Annotated in this window: 13 protein-coding genes and 1 riboswitch; of the genes, 3 read left to right on the top strand and 10 right to left on the bottom strand. The window is 72.3% G+C overall.

Annotated elements, in window-relative coordinates:
• The first annotated feature begins 8 nt into the window (after nucleotides 1-8).
• Complete coding sequence (locus ACFZDJ_RS00410) at nucleotides 9-743, top strand: ZIP family metal transporter (protein WP_168507910.1); 735 nt, start codon at nucleotides 9-11, stop codon at nucleotides 741-743.
• Between the two features lie 11 nt (nucleotides 744-754).
• Here ACFZDJ_RS00410 and cobI read toward each other — a convergent pair whose 3' ends face one another.
• The 10 genes from cobI to ACFZDJ_RS00360 form a co-directional block, all read right to left on the bottom strand.
• Nucleotides 755-1,504: a precorrin-2 C(20)-methyltransferase gene (cobI, locus tag ACFZDJ_RS00405; RefSeq protein ID WP_168507908.1), complete on the bottom strand. Its 750-nt coding sequence runs from the start codon at nucleotides 1,502-1,504 to the stop codon at nucleotides 755-757.
• On the bottom strand, nucleotides 1,501-2,973 hold the full coding sequence (locus tag ACFZDJ_RS00400; protein ID WP_391055036.1) for a cobyrinate a,c-diamide synthase: 1,473 nt from the start codon (nucleotides 2,971-2,973) through the stop codon (nucleotides 1,501-1,503). Before ACFZDJ_RS00400 ends, cobI begins: the two co-directional genes overlap by 4 nt.
• The gene (gene cobO, locus ACFZDJ_RS00395) at nucleotides 2,967-3,566 is read right to left on the bottom strand and encodes a cob(I)yrinic acid a,c-diamide adenosyltransferase (protein WP_099940688.1); all 600 of its coding nucleotides are present in this window, start codon (nucleotides 3,564-3,566) and stop codon (nucleotides 2,967-2,969) included. The genes ACFZDJ_RS00400 and cobO overlap by 7 nt, the downstream gene beginning before the upstream one ends.
• Nucleotides 3,566-5,611 carry a putative cobaltochelatase gene (locus ACFZDJ_RS00390; RefSeq protein WP_384906105.1) on the bottom strand — a complete coding sequence of 682 codons (2,046 nt, stop codon included), beginning with the start codon at nucleotides 5,609-5,611 and terminating at the stop codon, nucleotides 3,566-3,568. The genes cobO and ACFZDJ_RS00390 overlap by 1 nt, the downstream gene beginning before the upstream one ends.
• Nucleotides 5,608-9,261: a cobaltochelatase subunit CobN gene (gene cobN, locus ACFZDJ_RS00385; RefSeq protein ID WP_391055033.1), complete on the bottom strand. Its 3,654-nt coding sequence runs from the start codon at nucleotides 9,259-9,261 to the stop codon at nucleotides 5,608-5,610. Before cobN ends, ACFZDJ_RS00390 begins: the two co-directional genes overlap by 4 nt.
• On the bottom strand, nucleotides 9,258-10,766 hold the full coding sequence (locus ACFZDJ_RS00380) for a cobyric acid synthase (protein ID WP_384906107.1): 1,509 nt from the start codon (nucleotides 10,764-10,766) through the stop codon (nucleotides 9,258-9,260). The genes cobN and ACFZDJ_RS00380 overlap by 4 nt, the downstream gene beginning before the upstream one ends.
• Nucleotides 10,763-11,719 (bottom strand): cobalamin biosynthesis protein, encoded by a 957-nt coding sequence (locus tag ACFZDJ_RS00375; protein WP_391055029.1) that lies wholly within the window; start codon nucleotides 11,717-11,719, stop codon nucleotides 10,763-10,765. The genes ACFZDJ_RS00380 and ACFZDJ_RS00375 overlap by 4 nt, the downstream gene beginning before the upstream one ends.
• A 99-nt stretch (nucleotides 11,720-11,818) precedes the next feature.
• Nucleotides 11,819-11,961: riboswitch (cobalamin riboswitch) on the bottom strand.
• A 111-nt stretch (nucleotides 11,962-12,072) separates the two neighbouring features.
• On the bottom strand, nucleotides 12,073-12,297 hold the full coding sequence (locus ACFZDJ_RS00370; protein ID WP_054232266.1) for a hypothetical protein: 225 nt from the start codon (nucleotides 12,295-12,297) through the stop codon (nucleotides 12,073-12,075).
• A 12-nt stretch (nucleotides 12,298-12,309) separates the two neighbouring features.
• Nucleotides 12,310-13,554: an inorganic phosphate transporter gene (locus ACFZDJ_RS00365; protein WP_101405904.1), complete on the bottom strand. Its 1,245-nt coding sequence runs from the start codon at nucleotides 13,552-13,554 to the stop codon at nucleotides 12,310-12,312.
• A gap of 212 nt (nucleotides 13,555-13,766) precedes the next feature.
• Complete coding sequence (locus tag ACFZDJ_RS00360) at nucleotides 13,767-14,519, bottom strand: GH25 family lysozyme (RefSeq protein WP_391055027.1); 753 nt, start codon at nucleotides 14,517-14,519, stop codon at nucleotides 13,767-13,769.
• A 196-nt stretch (nucleotides 14,520-14,715) separates the two neighbouring features.
• Between ACFZDJ_RS00360 and ACFZDJ_RS00355 the strand changes: the two genes are divergently transcribed.
• Both ACFZDJ_RS00355 and ACFZDJ_RS00350 read left to right on the top strand, forming a co-directional pair.
• Entirely contained in the window at nucleotides 14,716-15,441 is a 726-nt protein-coding gene (locus ACFZDJ_RS00355; protein ID WP_390928524.1) for a class II aldolase/adducin family protein, read from the top strand.
• 155 nt (nucleotides 15,442-15,596) lie between these two features.
• Nucleotides 15,597-16,721, top strand: a complete 1,125-nt coding sequence (locus ACFZDJ_RS00350; RefSeq protein WP_384906113.1) for an alpha/beta hydrolase family protein — start codon at nucleotides 15,597-15,599, stop codon at nucleotides 16,719-16,721.
• Nucleotides 16,722-16,905 lie beyond the last annotated feature (184 nt).

Here is a 16,905-nt window from a genome sequence, read left to right as displayed (position 1 = left end):
AAGGGCTCATGGCGGTCTTCGTCGCGCTCGGCGCGTTCCTGATGACGCTGGCCGGCGGCTGGACGGCACAGCGGGTCACCGACCGCCGCCACCTGGTGCTGGGCCTGGCGGGCGGGCTGATGCTCGGCGTGGTCGGCCTGGATCTGCTCCCGGAGGCGCTGAAGGCGGCGGGCGAGGAGGTGTTCGGCGTACCGGCGGCCCTGCTGCTGTTCGTCGCCGGGTTCCTGCTGGCCCATTTGGTGGAACGGCTGCTGGCCGCCCGGCAGGCCGCGCACGGCGGCGAGGAGCACGACGGACGCGCGCCCGAGGTGGGCCTGACGGCCGCCGCGGCGATGGTCGGGCACAGCGCCATGGACGGCGTCGCGATCGGCGCCGCCTTCCAGGTCGGCGGCGGCATGGGCCTGGCGGTCGCGCTCGCGGTGATCGCCCACGACTTCGCGGACGGCTTCAACACGTACACGATCACGAGCCTGTACGGGAACGCGCGCCGCAAGGCGATCACGATGCTGTTCGCGGACGCGGTGGCCCCGGTGATCGGCGCCGCCTCGACCCTGTTCTTCACCATCCCGGAGCAAGCGCTCGGCGGCTATCTCGGCCTCTTCGGCGGCGTACTCCTGTACCTGGCCGCCGCCGAGATCCTCCCCGAGGCGCACCACGAGCACCCGGCCCGCTCGACCCTGCTGTGCACGATCGCGGGAGCGGGGTTCATCTGGCTGGTGGTGGGTCTCGCCGGAAGCGGGTGACTTTCCGGGGCTCACAGTTTCCCGCCGCGTTTGCCGTCCCGCCGGGCGGGTGCGATGAGGGTGGAGAGGTACGGCAGCGGCTCGCCGTCGAGGTCGGCGGCGGGCCGGATGGACTCGCCCTCCAGCCCGAGCGCGGACCCCCACACGGCGTCGTCGAGCCGCCCCGTCACCCGCAGCGCCTCAGCGACCTCGTGCGCCTGCCGCCCGAACTTGTACGCGACGACGGTCCCGGGCCCGTTGAGGGCGTCCTTGAGCACGGCGGCCCCGGCGGTCACCGGCACGAGGGTGAGCGGCTCTGTCCCTTCCGTGAGCACGGCCCCGGAGCGTGCCGCCAGATCCTGCATGGCGGTGATACCGGGCACGGTCTCCACGACCGTGCCGGGCACCAGTTCCTCGATGGTCTGCGCGAGATAGGTGAAGGTCGAGTACACGTTCGGATCGCCGATGGTCGCGAAGGCGACGGACGCGTGCCGCCGGAGCAGCTCCGCGACCCGCGCGCCGGCGGCGTCCCAGGCGGCCTCGCGCCGCCCCCGATCGGTCCGCTCGTTGAGCGCGAACACGACGCGGACGACCTTCTCCTCGGGCACGTAGTGCAGGACAGTGGCCTCCGCGCGTCCCCGCTCTCCTCCGTCCTTTCCATCAGGTGCGGCCATCACCGGCACGACCACGACCTCGGCGGCACGCAGCGCGTTGACGCCCTTGACGGTCACCAGCTCCGGGTCACCGGGGCCGACCCCGATTCCGATCAGCTTGCTGCTCATGACGTCCGGCACCTCTCCACGAACCGACGGGCGACACCGGGCCGTGACGCCCAGTGCGTGTGCACATAACTCGCGTGCACACCTTGTTGTACGAAACCTTCGACGCGCCGCTGAGGGGCGCGCACCCCCCAGGCGGGAGCCGCCCCGGCGCCCGGCTCGACGAGGGTCCGGTGGAACTCGTGCCCCCGCATCCGCGTCCCGGCGACGGCGAGCACGCTGTCGCTCACGGCCACGGCGTCCCGATAGCCCAGGGTGAGCCGCTCACTCATCCCGGCCGAGACGTCGAGCACCCCGCACATGGGCTGCCCGTCGAGCTCGCGAGAGAGATACAGCAGCCCGGCACACTCGGCGGCGACGGGCGCCCCGCCGAACGCCAGCTCGGCCACGGCCTTGCGCAACGGCTCGTTGGCGGACAGCTCGGGCGCGTACACCTCGGGAAACCCGCCACCGATGACCAACCCGCCGGTACCGTCCGGCAGTTGTTCGTCCCGCAGAGGGTCGAAGGTGACGACTTCGGCTCCCGCGGCGGTCAGCAACTCGGCATGCTCGGCGTAGGAGAAGGTGAAGGCGGCCCCACCGGCGACGGCGATTCGGGGCGCCACACGCAGCCCGGTCCCGCGATCTCTCAGCCCGTCCGGCGTTTGAGGACGGGGCCGTTCAGGCCGATGGCGGGGGTCTGGGGGCGCAGCCCCCAGGGTCGGGACGGGAAGGGGCGGCGGGGGCGAAGAAGCAACCACCTCAGCCGCATCCCACGCCGCCCCCGCCAACGCGGGCGCGCTCCGCGCCAACGCGAGCAGCCCGTCGAGATCGCACCCCTCCCGCACCTGCGAGGCCATGGCGGCAACCGAATCGACCGCTGCCGCGTGCCGCTCGGCAACGGGCACCAGCCCAAGATGCCGCGACGGCGTCCCCACCTGCGCGGCGCGCCGCAGCACTCCGAGCACCGGCACCCCGGATTCGTCCAGAGCCTCCCGCAGCATCTCCTCATGCCGCGACGACCCCACCTTGTTGAGGATCACCCCCGCGACCCGCACCTCGGGATCCCAGGAAGCGAACCCGTGCACCAGCGCGGCCACGGACCGGGACTGCGACGACGCGTCGACGACCAGCACCACCGGCGCCCGCAGCAACTTCGCCACCTGTGCCGTGGACGCGAGTTCACCCTCCCCGGCGGCCCCGTCGTACAGCCCCATCACACCTTCGACGATCGCGAGATCGCATCCGCGCGCGCCGTGCGCGAGCAACGGCGCGATCAGCTCCGTACCGCACAGATACGCGTCGAGATTCCGCCCCACGCGCCCGGTGGCGAGCGCGTGGTACCCGGGGTCGATGTAGTCGGGCCCCACCTTGTGCGGGGACACGGCGAGCCCCCGTGAGGCGAAGGCCGCCATCAGCCCCGTGGCAACGGTGGTCTTGCCGCTCCCGGACGAGGGCGCGGCGATGACCAGCCGAGGGACGGAAATCACCACTCGATGCCCCTCTGGCCCTTCTGGCCGGCGTCCATCGGATGCTTGACCTTGGACATGTCCGTCACGAGATCCGCGAACTCGACGAGCTTCTCGGGAGCGTTGCGCCCGGTGATCACGACATGCTGGGTCCCGGGCCGGTCCCGCAGCACGGCGACGACCTCGTCGACGTCCACCCATCCCCAGTGCATGGGGTAGGCGAACTCGTCCAGCACATACAGCTTGTACGTCTCGGCGGCGAGGTCCCGCTTGACCTGCTCCCAGCCCTCGCGGGCCTTCTCCTCGTTGTCCATCTGGGAGTCGCGCTGCACCCACGACCACCCTTCGCCCATCTTGTGCCAGTCGACGGACCCGCCCTCGCCACAGGCGCCGAGCACGCGCAGCGCGTTCTCCTCCCCGACCTTCCACTTCGCCGACTTGACGAACTGGAACACCCCGATGGGCCACCCCTGGTTCCAGGCGCGCAACGCCAGCCCGAAGGCGGCGGTGGACTTGCCCTTCCCGATCCCCGTGTGCACCACGACCAGCGGCCGGTTGCGGCGCTGACGCGTCGTCAGTCCGTCCTCCGGTACGACACTCGGCTGCCCCTGCGGCATTACGCGGCCCTCCTCGAAGTCCCCTGCACATCGCGCACGAGCCCGGCGATCGCGTCGGCCCGCAGCTCGTCCAGCGTCACCGCCGTGCCGCCCAGTTCACCCGCGAGCCGCCCCGCGAGTCCGAGCCGCACGGGCCCCGCCTCGCAGTCGACGACCACGGAGGCGACCTGGTCGGCCGCGAACAGCCGCGCCGCCCGTTCGGCGAGCGCGACGGGCTCAAGACCGCCGGTGGCCCGCCCGTCGGTCACCACGACGACCAGCGGCCGCCGGGCGGCATCCCGCAGCCGCTCGACCCGCAGCACGTCGTGCGCGCGCAGCAGCCCCGCCGCGAGCGGCGTCCGCCCGCCCGTGGGCAGCGACTCGAGGCGGGCGGCGGCCGCGTCCACGGACGAGGTGGGCGGCAGCGCCACGTCGGCCGCGGACCCCCGGAAGGTCACGAGCCCCACCTTGTCCCGCCGCTGGTACGCGTCGAGCAGCAGCGACAGCACCGCGCCCTTGACGGCACTCATCCGCTGCCGCGCCGCCATCGACCCGGAGGCGTCCACCACGAACAGCACGAGGTTGCCCTCACGCCCCTCCCGGGTGGCCTGGCGCAGATCGTCCCGCCGTACGACGAGACCGCGCCCCGACCGCCCGCGCGCCCGCTGATGGGGCGCTGCCGCCTGCACGGTCGCCGCCAGGTGCAGCTTGGTGAGCGTCCCCCGGGGCCGCCGCGACCCGGTGGTCCGCCCGTGCTCGGTCCGCGCCCGCGAACGCCGCCCGGCCGCGCCCTCGCCGAGCCCCGGCACGCTCAGCACCTTCGTGCGAAAGGGTTCGGCGGCCCGTACGGGGGACTGCTCGCCGGCGCCCTGTGCGGCCGGCGCCCGCCCGTCGTCCGAGGGCTCGCCCTGCGCCGGGACGTCACCGGCGGGGGAGTCTGTGTCCGGCCCGTCCTGAGGCGGCTGCCCACCGCCGCCGGGCCCGTCCGGGTCCGGGTCCGGGTCCGCGTCCGGATCGTCGTCGGAAGAACCTTCGCCGGAAGAACCCTCGTCCGATCCCCCGAACTCCTCCAGCGTCTCGTCGAGCTTGTCCTCGTCGAGCCCCGGCGCGTCGAAGGGGTTGCGCCGCCGCCGGTGCGGCAGCGCGAGCAGCGCGGCCTGACGTACGTCCTCCGCCAGTACTTCGGTCCGTCCCGCCCACGCGGCGAGCGCGGTCGCGGTCCGTGCCATGACGATGTCGGCCCGCATGCCGTCCACCTCGAAGGCCGCGCAGGTCGCCGCGATCTGCCGCAGCGCCGGGTCCCCGAGCCGCACGGACGGCAACAGCTGCCGCGCCGCCACGATCCGGGCCCGTACGGCGGACTCCTCGTCGGACCAGCGCTCCGCGAAGCCCGTCGGGTCGTCGTCGTAGGCGAGCCTGCGCCGCACGACCTCGACCCGCTGGTCGGGCTCCCGCGAGGCGGCCACCTCGACGGTCAGCCCGAACCGGTCGAGCAACTGCGGCCGCAGCTCGCCCTCTTCGGGGTTCATGGTCCCCACGAGCAGGAAGCGTGCCGCGTGTCGTACGGAGACGCCCTCGCGCTCGACGTACGAGGCGCCCATGGCGGCGGCGTCCAGCAGCAGGTCGACCAGGTGGTCGTGGAGGAGGTTGACCTCGTCGACGTACAGGATCCCGCGGTGCGCGTCGGCCAGCAGCCCCGGCTCGAAGGCCTTCACGCCCTCCGCGAGCGCCCGCTCGATGTCGAGCGCGCCCACGAGCCGGTCCTCGGAGGCGCCGACGGGCAGCTCGACCATGCGGGCCGGCCGGGTCTCGAAGGCGCCCGGCTCGTGCGGACCGTCGGGACACGCCGGGTCGGGCCCGGCCGGGTCGCACGAGAACCGGCACCCGGCGACGACGTCCACCCCCGGCATGAGCGCCGACAGGGCGCGTACGGCCGTGGACTTGGCCGTGCCCTTCTCACCGCGGACGAGGACACCGCCCACGGCGGGCGACACGGCGTTCAGCAGCAGCGCGAGCCGCAGGTCGTCCTGGCCGACCACGGCCGTGAACGGGAACGGGGTACTCACTGGTCGTCGCCCTCCAAGTCGCCTTCGAGCTCCAGATAGGTGGCGCGCAGCCGCTCCAGCGTGTCCGCGTCCGGCTCGGCCCACAGCCCCCGGTCGGCGGCCTCGAGGAGCCGTTCCGTGATGCCCCGCAGCGCCCATGGGTTGGACTTCTTCATGAAGTCCCGGTTCTCCGCGTCGAAGACGTACTCCGCGCTGAGCTTCTCGTACATCCAGTCGTCCACGACCCCGGCCGTGGCGTCGTACCCGAAGAGGTAGTCGACGGTCGCCGCCATCTCGAAGGCGCCCTTGTAGCCGTGCCGTCGCATGGCGGCCATCCAGCGCGGGTTGACGACCCGGGCGCGGAAGACGCGGTGGGTCTCCTCGCCCAGCGTGCGGGTCTTCACCTGGTCGGGTACGGCCGAGTCGCCGACGTACGCCTCCGGGCTCGCGCCCGTCAGGTGCCGGACCATCGCGACCATGCCGCCGTGGTACTGGAAGTAGTCGTCGGCGTCGACGAGGTCGTGCTCGCGGGTGTCGACGTTCTTCGCGGCGACGGCGATGCGCCGGAACGCGATCTCCATGTCCCCGCGCGCCGCCCGCCCGTCGAGCCCGCGCCCGTAGGCGTAGCCGCCCCACACCGCGTACACCTCGGCGAGGTCGGCGTCGGAGCGCCAGTTGCGGGCGTCGATCAGGGGGAGGAGACCGGCGCCGTACGCGCCCGGCTTGGAGCCGAAGATACGGGAGGTGGCGCGGCGCCGGTCGCCGTGCTCGGCGGTGTCCTCGTCGGCGTGCGCGCGGACGTAGTTGCGGTCGGCGGGCTCGTCGAGCTCGGCCACCGCGCGCACCGCGTCGTCGATCAGGCCCACGACGTGCGGGAACGCGTCCCGGAAGAAGCCGGAGATGCGGACCGTGACGTCGATGCGCGGCCGGCCCAGCTCCTCCAGGGCCACCACGTCGAAACCGGTCACGCGGCGCGAGGCGTCGTCCCAGACCGGGCGGCAGCCGAGCAGCGCGAGGATCTCGGCGATGTCGTCGCCCTGGGTGCGCATCGCGGACGTGCCCCAGACCGTCAGACCGACGGACTTCGGGTACTCGCCCGTGTCCTGCAGATACCGCTGCACCAGGGAGTCGGCGAGCGACTGCCCGACCTCCCAGCTCAGCCTGGACGGGATCGCCTTGGGGTCGACCGAGTAGAAGTTGCGGCCGGTCGGCAGGACGTTCACCAGCCCGCGGGTCGGTGAGCCCGACGGGCCCGCGGGAACGTAACCGCCGTCCAGGGCGCGCAGGATGTGGGTGATCTCGTCCGTCGTCCGGGCCAGGCGCGGTACGACCTCACGGCAGGCGAACTCCAGCACCGCGACGGCGTCGGGGAGTTCGACTCGCAGGACCTCCCGCACGAGAGCGGTGCTCTCGGACGTCACCCAGCCGCGCTCCTCCATGCCCTCCGCCATCCGGCGGCACAGCTGCTCCAGCAGGTCGATCGCGTCGGCCCCGGTCCGCGCGGGACCCTCGACGAGGTCCGTCAGCTCCACCGGCACCTTCACCGGCGCGCCCGGCTCGGCGAGCAGCTCCTTCTCGACCAGCCCGAAGTACTCGGCGAGGCAGGCCCGCAGACCCGGCAGCGCGTTCGCGGTGCCGCCCCACACCTGGGAGGCGCGCAGCACGGCCAGCACGAGGTTGACGCGCGGTTCGGCCTCCGGACCGCCGCCGAGGATGTGCAGACCGTCGCGGATCTGCACGTCCTTGATCTCGCACAGATAGCCGTCGATGTGCATGACGAACTCGTCGAACGCCGCGTCGTCCGGCTGGTCCTCCACATGCAGGTCGTGGTGGAGTTCGGCCGCCTTGACCAGCGTCCAGATCTGCGCGCGGACCGCCGGTGCCTTCGTCGGGTCCAGGTCGGACACCAGCGCGTACTCGTCGAGGAGCTGCTCCAGCTTCGCGAGGTCGCCGTAGGTGTCCGCGCGGGCCATCGGCGGTACGAGGTGGTCGACGACCGTGGCGTGGCCGCGCCGCTTGGCCTGGGTGCCCTCGCCGGGGTCGTTGACGATGAAGGGGTAGATGAGCGGGAGTTCGCCGAGGACGGCGTCCGGCGCGCAGCCGCCGCTGAGCCCGAGGCCCTTGCCCGGCAGCCACTCCATCGTGCCGTGCTTGCCCATGTGCACGACGGCGTCGGCGCCGAAGCTGTTTTCGAGCCAGCGGTACGCGGCCATGTAGTGGTGCGACGGAGGCATGTCCGGGTCGTGGTAGATCGCGATCGGGTTCTCGCCGAAGCCGCGCGGCGGCTGGATCATCACGACGACGTTCCCGAACTGGAGGGACGCGAGCACGATGTCGTCGCCGTCGACGTAGAGGGAGCCTGGCGGCTCGCCCCACGCGTCCAGCATGCCTCGCTTGAGTTCCGGGTCCAGCTTGTCGAACCAGGCCCGGTAGTCGGCCAGCGGCACCCGTGCGGGCGCGGCGGCCAGCTGCTCCTCCGTGAGCCACTCGACGTCGTGGCCACCGGCGTTGATGAGCCGGTGGATCAACTCGTCGCCGTTGTCGGGGTGCCCTTCGACGACGTACCCGGCGTCCCGCAGCGCGTCGAGCACCCGTACGGCCGAGGCGGGCGTGTCCAGGCCCACCGCGTTGCCGACCCGGGAGTGCTTGGTCGGGTAGGCGGTGAAGACGAGCGCGAGCTTCTTGTCCGCGTTCGGCTTGTGCTTCAGCCGGGCGTGCCGTACGGCGATTCCGGCGACCCGCGCGGCCCGCTCGGGGTCGGCGACGTAGACCGGCACCTCGTCGGGACCCTGCTCCTTGAAGGAGAAGGGGACGGTGATCAGACGGCCGTCGAACTCGGGGATCGCGACCTGCATCGCCGCGTCCATGGGGGAGAGGGCGGCGTCCGACGCGTCCCAGGCACCTTTGGACGAGGTCAGGCAGAGCCCTTGCAGCGCGGGGACGTTCAGGTCGGCGAGCGCGCCGATGTCCCAGGCCTCCTCGTCGCCGCCCGCGGACGCCTCCGAGGCGTGCGTGCCGCCCGCCGCGAGCACGGTGGCGACCAGTGTGTCCGCCGTGCCGAGGATCTCGTACAGGCCCGCGTCCGCGCCGCGCAGCGAACCGCAGTACACGGCCAGCGCGTTGGCGCCGCGCGCCTCGATCGCGTCGCACAGCGTGTCCACGAACGCGGTGTTGCCGGACAGCTGGTGGGCCCGGTAGAAGAGCACGCCGACGGTCGGGCGGCCCTCGACGAACGCGCGCTCACCGTGGACGCCGTACTCCGGCATCTTCCGCGGCTCCTCGAAGCCCTCGCCCGTCAGCAGCACGGTGTCGGAGAGGAACCGGGCCAGTTCGGTGAGGTTGTCCGGGCCGCCCTCGACCAGGTAGCGCAGCGCCTCGGCGACGACACCGGCGGGCACCGACGACTCCGCCATCAGTTCGGCGTCGGGCACGGACTCCCCGCCGAGCAGCACGGTGGGGATGCCCGAGGCCTTCAGCTTCCGCAGGCCCTCCTCCCAGGCGCGCTTGCCGCCGAGGAGTCGTACGACGGCGATGTCCGCGCCCTCGACGAGAGAGGGAAGTTCGCCCTCGACGTCCACCCGGGTCGGGTTGCCGATCCGGTACGGGGCGCCGGAGGCACGCGCCGCCAGCAGATCGGTGTCGGCGGTCGACAACAACAACACTGTGCTCATGCGGGCGCTCCCGGTGGAATGAAAGGCAGTCCTTGCGGCGCGCCCGACTCGATGAGCCGCCACAGCGCGTCCGTGTCCGCGTGTTCCTCGATCAGATCGCCGAGCCGGTCCAGCTGCTCCTCGCGCAGCGCGGCGAACGACGTGTCGGCGGCCGGCACGAAACGACGGCCCGCGGCGGCCGCCACCTCGCGCAGGAAGGCACGCCGGAAGCCGTCCGACTCCAGCGAGCCGTGCCAGTGCGTGCCCCAGACGGCGCCGACCCGGCACCCGTCCAGGAACGGTTCACCGCCCGTCACATCGGCGACACCGTGATGGATCTCGTAGCCCTCGACGTGCTCGCCGAGGGCCTCCCCGACGGGCCGGGTCAGGGTCTTCTCGCGTGCGAACCGCACCCGGACGGGCAGGAGTCCGAGTCCGTCGACATGACCGGCGCGCGATTCGACCTCGTCCTCGATGTGCTCGCCGAGGACCTGGAATCCGCCGCAGATGCCCAGTACGGGCCGCCCCTCGGCGGCTCTTCGCAGGATGGCGTCCGCGAGTCCGCGCTCGCGCAGCCACTCCAGCGCCTTCACCGTCCCCCGAGTCCCGGGGACGACGACGAGGTCGGCGTCGGCCAGTTCCTCGGCCCGGTCCACGAACCGCACCACGACACCCGGCTCGGCGGCCAGCGCGTCCACGTCCGTGAAGTTGGACATCAGCGGGATCGCGCAGACGGCGACGCGCAGCACGTCCTCGCCGACGGGGGAGGTCACTTGGGACTCCCGGACCGCTCCCCGCAGCGACACCCGCAGCCCGTCCTCCTCGTCGATGCCGAGGCCGTGCCGGAACGGCAGGACGCCGTACGTACGCCGCCCGGTGAGGCCGTGGAGCATGTCGAGCCCCGGCTCCAGCAGGGAGACGTCCCCTCTGAACTTGTTGACGAGGAACCCGGCGACGAACTCCTGGTCCTCGCGCGACAGCAGCGCGACCGTCCCGAAGAACGAGGCGAACACACCCCCTCGGTCGATGTCGCCGACGACGAGCACGGGCAGCCGCGCATTGCGGGCGATCCCCATGTTCACGATGTCGGTCCGCCGCAGATTGATCTCGGCAGGACTGCCGGCTCCCTCACAGATCACCGCGTCATACGTGCCCCGCAACTCGGCGAGGCAGTCCAGCACGGTGGTGAGGAGGGCTTCCTGCCGCCCGCCGTGGTAGCCACGGGCGGTCATCTCGCCCACGGGCCTGCCCATGAGGACGACCTGACTGCTCCGGTCGCTGCCCGGCTTGAGCAGCACGGGGTTCATGAGCGCGGTCGGCTCCACCCGGGCGGCCTGCGCCTGCATGGCCTGGGCGCGCCCGATCTCGGCGCCCTCGCGCGTCACGAACGAGTTCAGGGACATGTTCTGCGCCTTGAAGGGCGCGACCTTGACGCCGTGGCGCACCAGCCACCGGCAGATCCCGGCGGTCACGACGCTCTTGCCCGCGTCGGAGGTGGTTCCGGCGACGAGCAGCCCGCCGCTCATGACGTACGCCCCTTCCTGAGAAGCCTCTGTACGAGCAGCCGCCCGCCGGCACTCACGCCGAGGGCGAGCCAGCCGACACGCCGTGACAGCCGTACGGCCCGTTCGATGTCGTCGACCTGCACGGCGCGCCCGGCGCCGTTGAGTTCGGGCCGGTGCTCGACGCGGCCGCCGTAGGAGAGGGTGCCGCCCAGACGCACCCCGAGCGCCCCCGCGAACGAGGCCTCCACGGGCCCGGCGTTGGGGCTCGGATGCTTGACGGCGTCGGCGCGCCAGGCTCGCAGGGCCCCTCGGGGACTGTCACCCGCGAGGGCTGCGAGCACGGCGGTGAGACGAGCCCCCGGCCACCCGGCGACGTCGTCGAGCCGAGCCGAGGCCCACCCGTACCGCCGGTACCTGGGCGACCTGTGACCGACCATCGCGTCAAGGGTGTTGACGGCCCGAAAGCCCACGAGCCCCGGGACTCCGCCCACGGCCCCCCACACCAGGGCGCCCACCACGGCGTCGGAGGTGTTCTCGGCGACGGACTCGACGACGGCGCGCGCGATGCCGTCGGCGCCGAGGGCCTGGGGATCGCGCCCGCACAGATGCGGCAGCCGCTCCCGGGCCGTCTCGATCTCCCCGTCCGCGAGGGCGTCACCGATCGCCCGGGCCTCCCGCCCGAGCGTGGTGCCCCCGACGACGGCCCAGGTGGCGGCGGCCGTCAGCGCGAGGGACGCGGCACGTGAGGGGCGTGCGGCACGGGAAGCGACGGCGGCGAGTCCGGCGGCACCGCCCACACACACGGCGGTCTGCAGCGCGCCCCACCCGCGGTGGTCCCGCCACAGCACCCGCTCCACGGCGCCCGCGCTCCGCCCGAACGCGGCGACCGGATGCCCCCGGCGGGGATCGCCGAGCAGCAGGTCACCGAGGAGTCCGGCGGCGGCGCCGTACGCGAAGACGCGATCGGCACGCACGGGGTCAGCCGACCGTCAGGTCGGGTGGAACCGTCGCTCGCAGGGCACTTGGGCAGCCGCGCATGGCGTTATGTCCTCACTCAGGGTGTCCACGCCCTGGTTCGACGAGACCGGCGGGGAGAGTTCCTGGCTCCCGGGGAGTTCCTTCCCCGGTCACAGTGGCGGGACCGCGCCGGATTCACACCGGCTTCCTCTTCTGTCGCCGTACTTGGCTCCGGCAGTCCACCACGGGTTGGAAGACCCGTCAACTTGCTGTTGACCTGCGCGGGGAGAGTGTGCGAAGGCCCACATACAGGTGGGGTGCGGGACGGTGATCCGTCCCGCACCCCACGCGAAGTGGTGCCCGTTTTGCGCTACTTGCCGACGATCAGGAAGATGCCGTACGCCACCGCCGCGGCGCACGCCGCGAAGCAGACGTACGCGCCGGTGACCGCGAGGGTCGCGGAGCCGCCCTGGGCGGACGCGGACTCGCGCTTGGAGAGGCCGACGATGCCGAGGGTGAAGAGGCCGACAAGGCCGACGGTGGTCACGAGGCTGACTCCGAAGACGGAGCCGAGGGCTGCCCAGTCGATGTGCATGCTGTTCTGTCCTTACACCGTGGCCGGGCGGGTGGGCTCCGCGTCCGGGGACGGGATGGTGGTCTTCAGGTCGCCGGACAGGTCGCCGGTGACGGGGCCCGCGGGCGGCGGGGTGACGGCGGCGATCGCGGCGGTGACGACGCCCGCGGGCTCGGCGTCGACGTCGTTGACGTTGTCGACGGTGACCGGCTGGCGGCGGGAGAGCTTCCAGATGGTGCCGGCGCCGGCGACGAGCAGCGCGCCGGTGAGGACGATGCCCCAGGTGCCCTGCTTGGTCAGGAACTCGGCGGAGGCGCCGGCCAGACCGGCGGCCGGCAGGGTCAGGCCCCAGGCGACGAACATCCGGGTCGCGGTCGACCAGCGGACCACGCCGCCCTTGCGGCCGATGCCCGAGCCCATCACGGCGCCGGAGCAGACCTGGGTGGTGGAGAGGGAGAAGCCGATGTGCGAGGAGGCCAGGATGGCCGTCGCGGCGCTGGTCTGGGCGGCGAAGCCCTGCGGCGGCGCGAGGTCCGTGAGGCCCTTGCCCATGGTGCGGATGATGCGCCAGCCGCCCAGGTAGGTGCCGAGCGCGATGGCCGTACCGGCCGAGACGATGACCCACAGCGGGGGGTTCGAGCCCGGGGCGATGACGCCGCCGGTGACCAGCGCGAGGGTGATGATGCCCATCGTCTTCTGGGCGTCGTTCGTGCCGTGCGCCAGGGAGACCAGGCCGGCGGAGGCGATCTGGCCGGCGCGGTAGCCCTTGGCGGTCGCCTTCTCGTCGGCGCGGTTGCCGATCCGGTACGTCAGCCGGGTGGCCAGCATCGCGGCGAGTCCGGCCACGATGGGCGCGGCGACCGCGGGGATCAGCACCTTGGTGACGACGGTCGAGCCGTTCACCGACGACCAGCCGGCCGACATGACCGCGGCGCCGATCAGGCCGCCGAACAGTGCGTGGGAGGAACTGGAGGGCAGACCCAGAAGCCAGGTCAGCAGATTCCAGAGGATGGCGCCGACGAGCGCCGCGAAGATCACTTGGACGCGTATGCCCTCTTCGTTGATGATCCCGCCGGAGATCGTCTTGGCGACCTCCACGGAGAGGAACGCGCCGACCAGGTTCAGCACGGCGGACATGGCCACCGCCGTCTTGGGCTTCAGAGCGCCGGTCGAGATGGTGGTCGCCATCGCGTTGGCAGTGTCGTGGAAACCGTTCGTGAAATCGAACACGAGAGCGGTGACGATCACGATTCCGAGGAGGAGCGTGATGTGTTCCATTTACCCAGGCTTCTGTTTGGCGTCAGTGGCAGGTGGACCGTAGGCAACCTGAGTGAACGGAAGATGAACTGGGGCGGGCGCTGGGGTGTCTCAAACGGTGGACCGCCCCTCCGCTTGTGATGACCAGTGTGCGGGAGTGGCGGCCCGATGACTTACCAGATGTTCGAACGGAGGCGGAATTTCGGGTTCCGGCGGGGGGTGTTCGAGGGCTTCTAGCCGGTGGCGAACTGCTTGAGCCGGGTCATGGATCCGTTGAAGAGATTCTGGTCACCCGGGAGCGTGCCGCTGTTGTCGTACTGCCAGAACGTCCACGTCGACCAGCCGGCCGGCAACGCGCCCGTGTCCGCGGAGTCGTAGCGGGCGAGCCACAGGGCGTGGTTCTCGGCGAAGGCGCCGCTGCCGCCGGTGCAGGTGTTCCACCAGTGGGTGGTCGTGTAGATGACCGGACGGCGGCCGGTCTCCCGTTCGAGTTCGTCGCTGAACGCCTGGATCCAGCTCACGATCCTGGCCTTGCTCAGGCCGTAGCACTTGTGCTTCTTGTCGTACGGGTTGTACTCCATGTCGAGTGCGGGCGGCAGTGTCCAGCCGTCCGCGCGCCAGGCACCGCCGTTGCGAACGAAGTACGCGGCCTGGGTGGCGCCGGACGACTTGTCCGGCACCGCGAAGTGGTAGGCGCCGCGCAGGATCCCCGCGTCGCGCGCCCCGTCGTACTGCCGGGCGAAGTACGGATTGCGGTACGTGTGGGACTCGGTCGCCTTCACATAGACGAACCGGGCGCCCTTCGCCTTCGCGCTCTGCCAGTCGACGTTCTTCTGGTGCGAGGAGACGTCGTGGCCCTTGGGTTTGGCCGCCGCGGCGACTTGGGCCCCGGCGAGGACGGTCCCCGCGGCGGTGAGCGCCGCCACGGCGGCCGCCGCCGCGAGGACGCGGGCACGACGAAGGAGTGGTTTGTGGTCACGAGCCATGTTTCCCCCCGGAATGGCGACGTGCGTGACAAATCCTCCAGAGGCTATTGGAAGATCGTTGAAAGCCCGTCGATCGCCAGCCAATCACCCCAGCAGGGTGATATGTCCCGCTATGCAGCCTTACGGACGCTTGTCTTCCGCCCTAAAGTGCCCTCGCCGACAGCGGGTTGACGTCCCTGCCTGGCAGGATCACCGCATGGCTGAGCAGCGGCGGGACGCACGGGAAGTGCGGGACGTGGGGGAGAGCGCGCCGGGCGCGCGCGAGCGGGAAGTGGCGGCCGCGTGGGACGAGCTCGTCGCGACGGCCCGCCGGACGGTGGCCGACGGTCTGGTCGTCGGTACGTCGGGCAACCTCTCCGTCCGGGTCGGCGACACGGTCCTGGTCACACCGACGGGAGTGCCCTACGACCGGCTGAGGCCCGAAGACGCCGTCGGTGTGGACCTCGAGGGCCGGCAGGTCCTCGGTTCGCTCGCTGCGACGAGCGAACTGCCGATGCACCTCGCGATCCACCGCGCCACGGACGCGCGGGCCGTCGTCCACACCCACGCCGCGCACGCGACGGCCGTCTCGGCCCTCGTCCCCGAGCTCCCCCTGATCCACTACATGGCGGGCGCCCTCGGCGGACCGGTCCGAGTTGCCCCCTATGCGACCTATGGCACCCCGGAGTTGGCCGAGAACATGCTCCAGGCCCTCACCGGCCGAACGGCCTGCCTCCTCCAGAACCACGGCACCATCGCCTACGGGGCCTCGCTGTCCCAGGCGTTCGACCGCACCGCCCAACTGGAATGGATGTCCCGCGTCTGGCTCCTGGCGTCGTCCGTGCCCGGCCTGTCCCCGACGCTGCTCTCGCCGGAACAGGTGGCCGAGGCAGGGGAGCGGCTGGGGCGCTACGGGCAGAGCGGCGGGGCCGGTCCCCGCTGATCCGGCGCGGTGCGGCGACCCGGTGGTGCGGGTTGTACCGACCTGGTGGTGCCGGTGCGCGCGCCGCGCCGGAGAACGAGCCCGCGCACCCCAGGGCGGGAGCCCACCGCCCGCTCCCGCTGGCCGACCGGGGGCCGCGCCGGGAGACTGAACCCGTGCGTACTGTCAAAGCGACGGCCGCGGCCGTCTCCGTAGCCCTGGCCGCGGGCGCAGCCTCCGTGGCGGCGGGCCGGTTCGCCAGCGACGCAGCACTGAAGGCGCCGCCCGGCAGGCCACTGCCCACCGAGCCCCGGCTCACCGTGCACTCCACGGCCGCGGGCCGGATCACGCTCACCCGCGACCTGGCCTCCCTGCGCCCGGGAAGGTACGGCCTCACGGGCGACGGCTCCCACGCGGTCGTCGGTCCCGTCCTGGACTCCCCACCCCCCACCGCCGACACGGTCGTACGCCGCCTCGAACGCGTCACCCACGGCACCCTGGAGACCGGTGACAAGGCGTGGCTCACCCCCAACCTGTACATCGGCAACCCCGGCAGCGCCCTCGGTCTCGACCACGCCGACGTGGACGTCCCTGGCGAGCTCGGCCCGCTGCCCGCCTGGTTCGTGCCCGGCACCCGCACCACCTGGGTGATCACGGTGCACGGGCTCGGCACCACCCGCGAGCACCCCATGAACGTGATGGAGTTCCTGCACCGCAACCGGCTCCCCGTGCTCGACCTCGCCTACCGCGGCGACCTCGGCGCACCCCGCTCCCCGGACGGCCTCAGCCACCTCGGCGAGACCGAGTGGCGCGACCTGGACGCCGCCGTGCGCTACGCCGTGCGCTACGGCGCCGACCAGGTCGTCCTCTACGGCTGGTCCGTCGGCGCCACCATGGCCCTGCGCGCCGCCGCGCACTCCGCCCTGCGCGAGCGGATCTCCGGGCTGATCCTGGACTCGCCCGTCCTCGACTGGGGAGCCACGCTGCGCGCCCTCGCCTCGGCCCGCCACACGCCCAGCGTCCTGCTGCCCCTCGCGGTCCGTGCCGCGCAGGGCCGCACCGGTCTGCACGGCGACCGGATCCGGGAGGCCGCCGACCCCGGCCAGCTCAAGGTTCCGACCCTGATCGTGCACGGCCCGGACGACACCATCGCCCCCTGGGGCCCCTCACGCCGCCTCGCCGAGAGCCGTCCGGACCTGGTCACCCTGCACACGGTCCCGAACGCCTCCCACGGCGCCATGTGGAACGCCGCCCCGAACTACGAAGAGGCTCTGCGCCGCTTCCTGACCCCCCTGATGTAGCCACCCCGCCCCCGGACGCCCTCCGGGCAGAGTCCCCACAGAGACCGCACAGCCATTCCCCGCACGCCCTCGCGGCGGAGCCGCCCCCCCAAGGCTTCCGGTTGGACCCCGGTCAACTCGTGCAAGGCCTCGCTCACACGTGTCGAGCCCCCTGGGAACCCTGTCCATTGGCCACCCCTGTCGC

It is taken from the genome of Streptomyces sp. NPDC007896 (assembly GCF_042959425.1).
Lineage (GTDB): Bacteria > Actinomycetota > Actinomycetes > Streptomycetales > Streptomycetaceae > Streptomyces.
This window is presented reverse-complemented; position numbering and strand designations above follow the sequence as displayed.

Coding starts and splice junctions, on each gene's coding strand:
- ACFZDJ_RS00410 (WP_168507910.1), top strand. CDS start 9: ATGGCGGTCTTCGTCGCGCTCGGCGCGTTCCTGATGACGCTGGCCGGC.
- cobI (WP_168507908.1), bottom strand. CDS start 1,504: ATGAGCAGCAAGCTGATCGGAATCGGGGTCGGCCCCGGTGACCCGGAG.
- cobO (WP_099940688.1), bottom strand. CDS start 3,566: ATGCCGCAGGGGCAGCCGAGTGTCGTACCGGAGGACGGACTGACGACG.
- cobN (WP_391055033.1), bottom strand. CDS start 9,261: ATGAGCACAGTGTTGTTGTTGTCGACCGCCGACACCGATCTGCTGGCG.
- ACFZDJ_RS00380 (WP_384906107.1), bottom strand. CDS start 10,766: ATGAGCGGCGGGCTGCTCGTCGCCGGAACCACCTCCGACGCGGGCAAG.
- ACFZDJ_RS00370 (WP_054232266.1), bottom strand. CDS start 12,297: ATGCACATCGACTGGGCAGCCCTCGGCTCCGTCTTCGGAGTCAGCCTC.
- ACFZDJ_RS00365 (WP_101405904.1), bottom strand. CDS start 13,554: ATGGAACACATCACGCTCCTCCTCGGAATCGTGATCGTCACCGCTCTC.
- ACFZDJ_RS00360 (WP_391055027.1), bottom strand. CDS start 14,519: ATGGCTCGTGACCACAAACCACTCCTTCGTCGTGCCCGCGTCCTCGCG.
- ACFZDJ_RS00355 (WP_390928524.1), top strand. CDS start 14,716: ATGGCTGAGCAGCGGCGGGACGCACGGGAAGTGCGGGACGTGGGGGAG.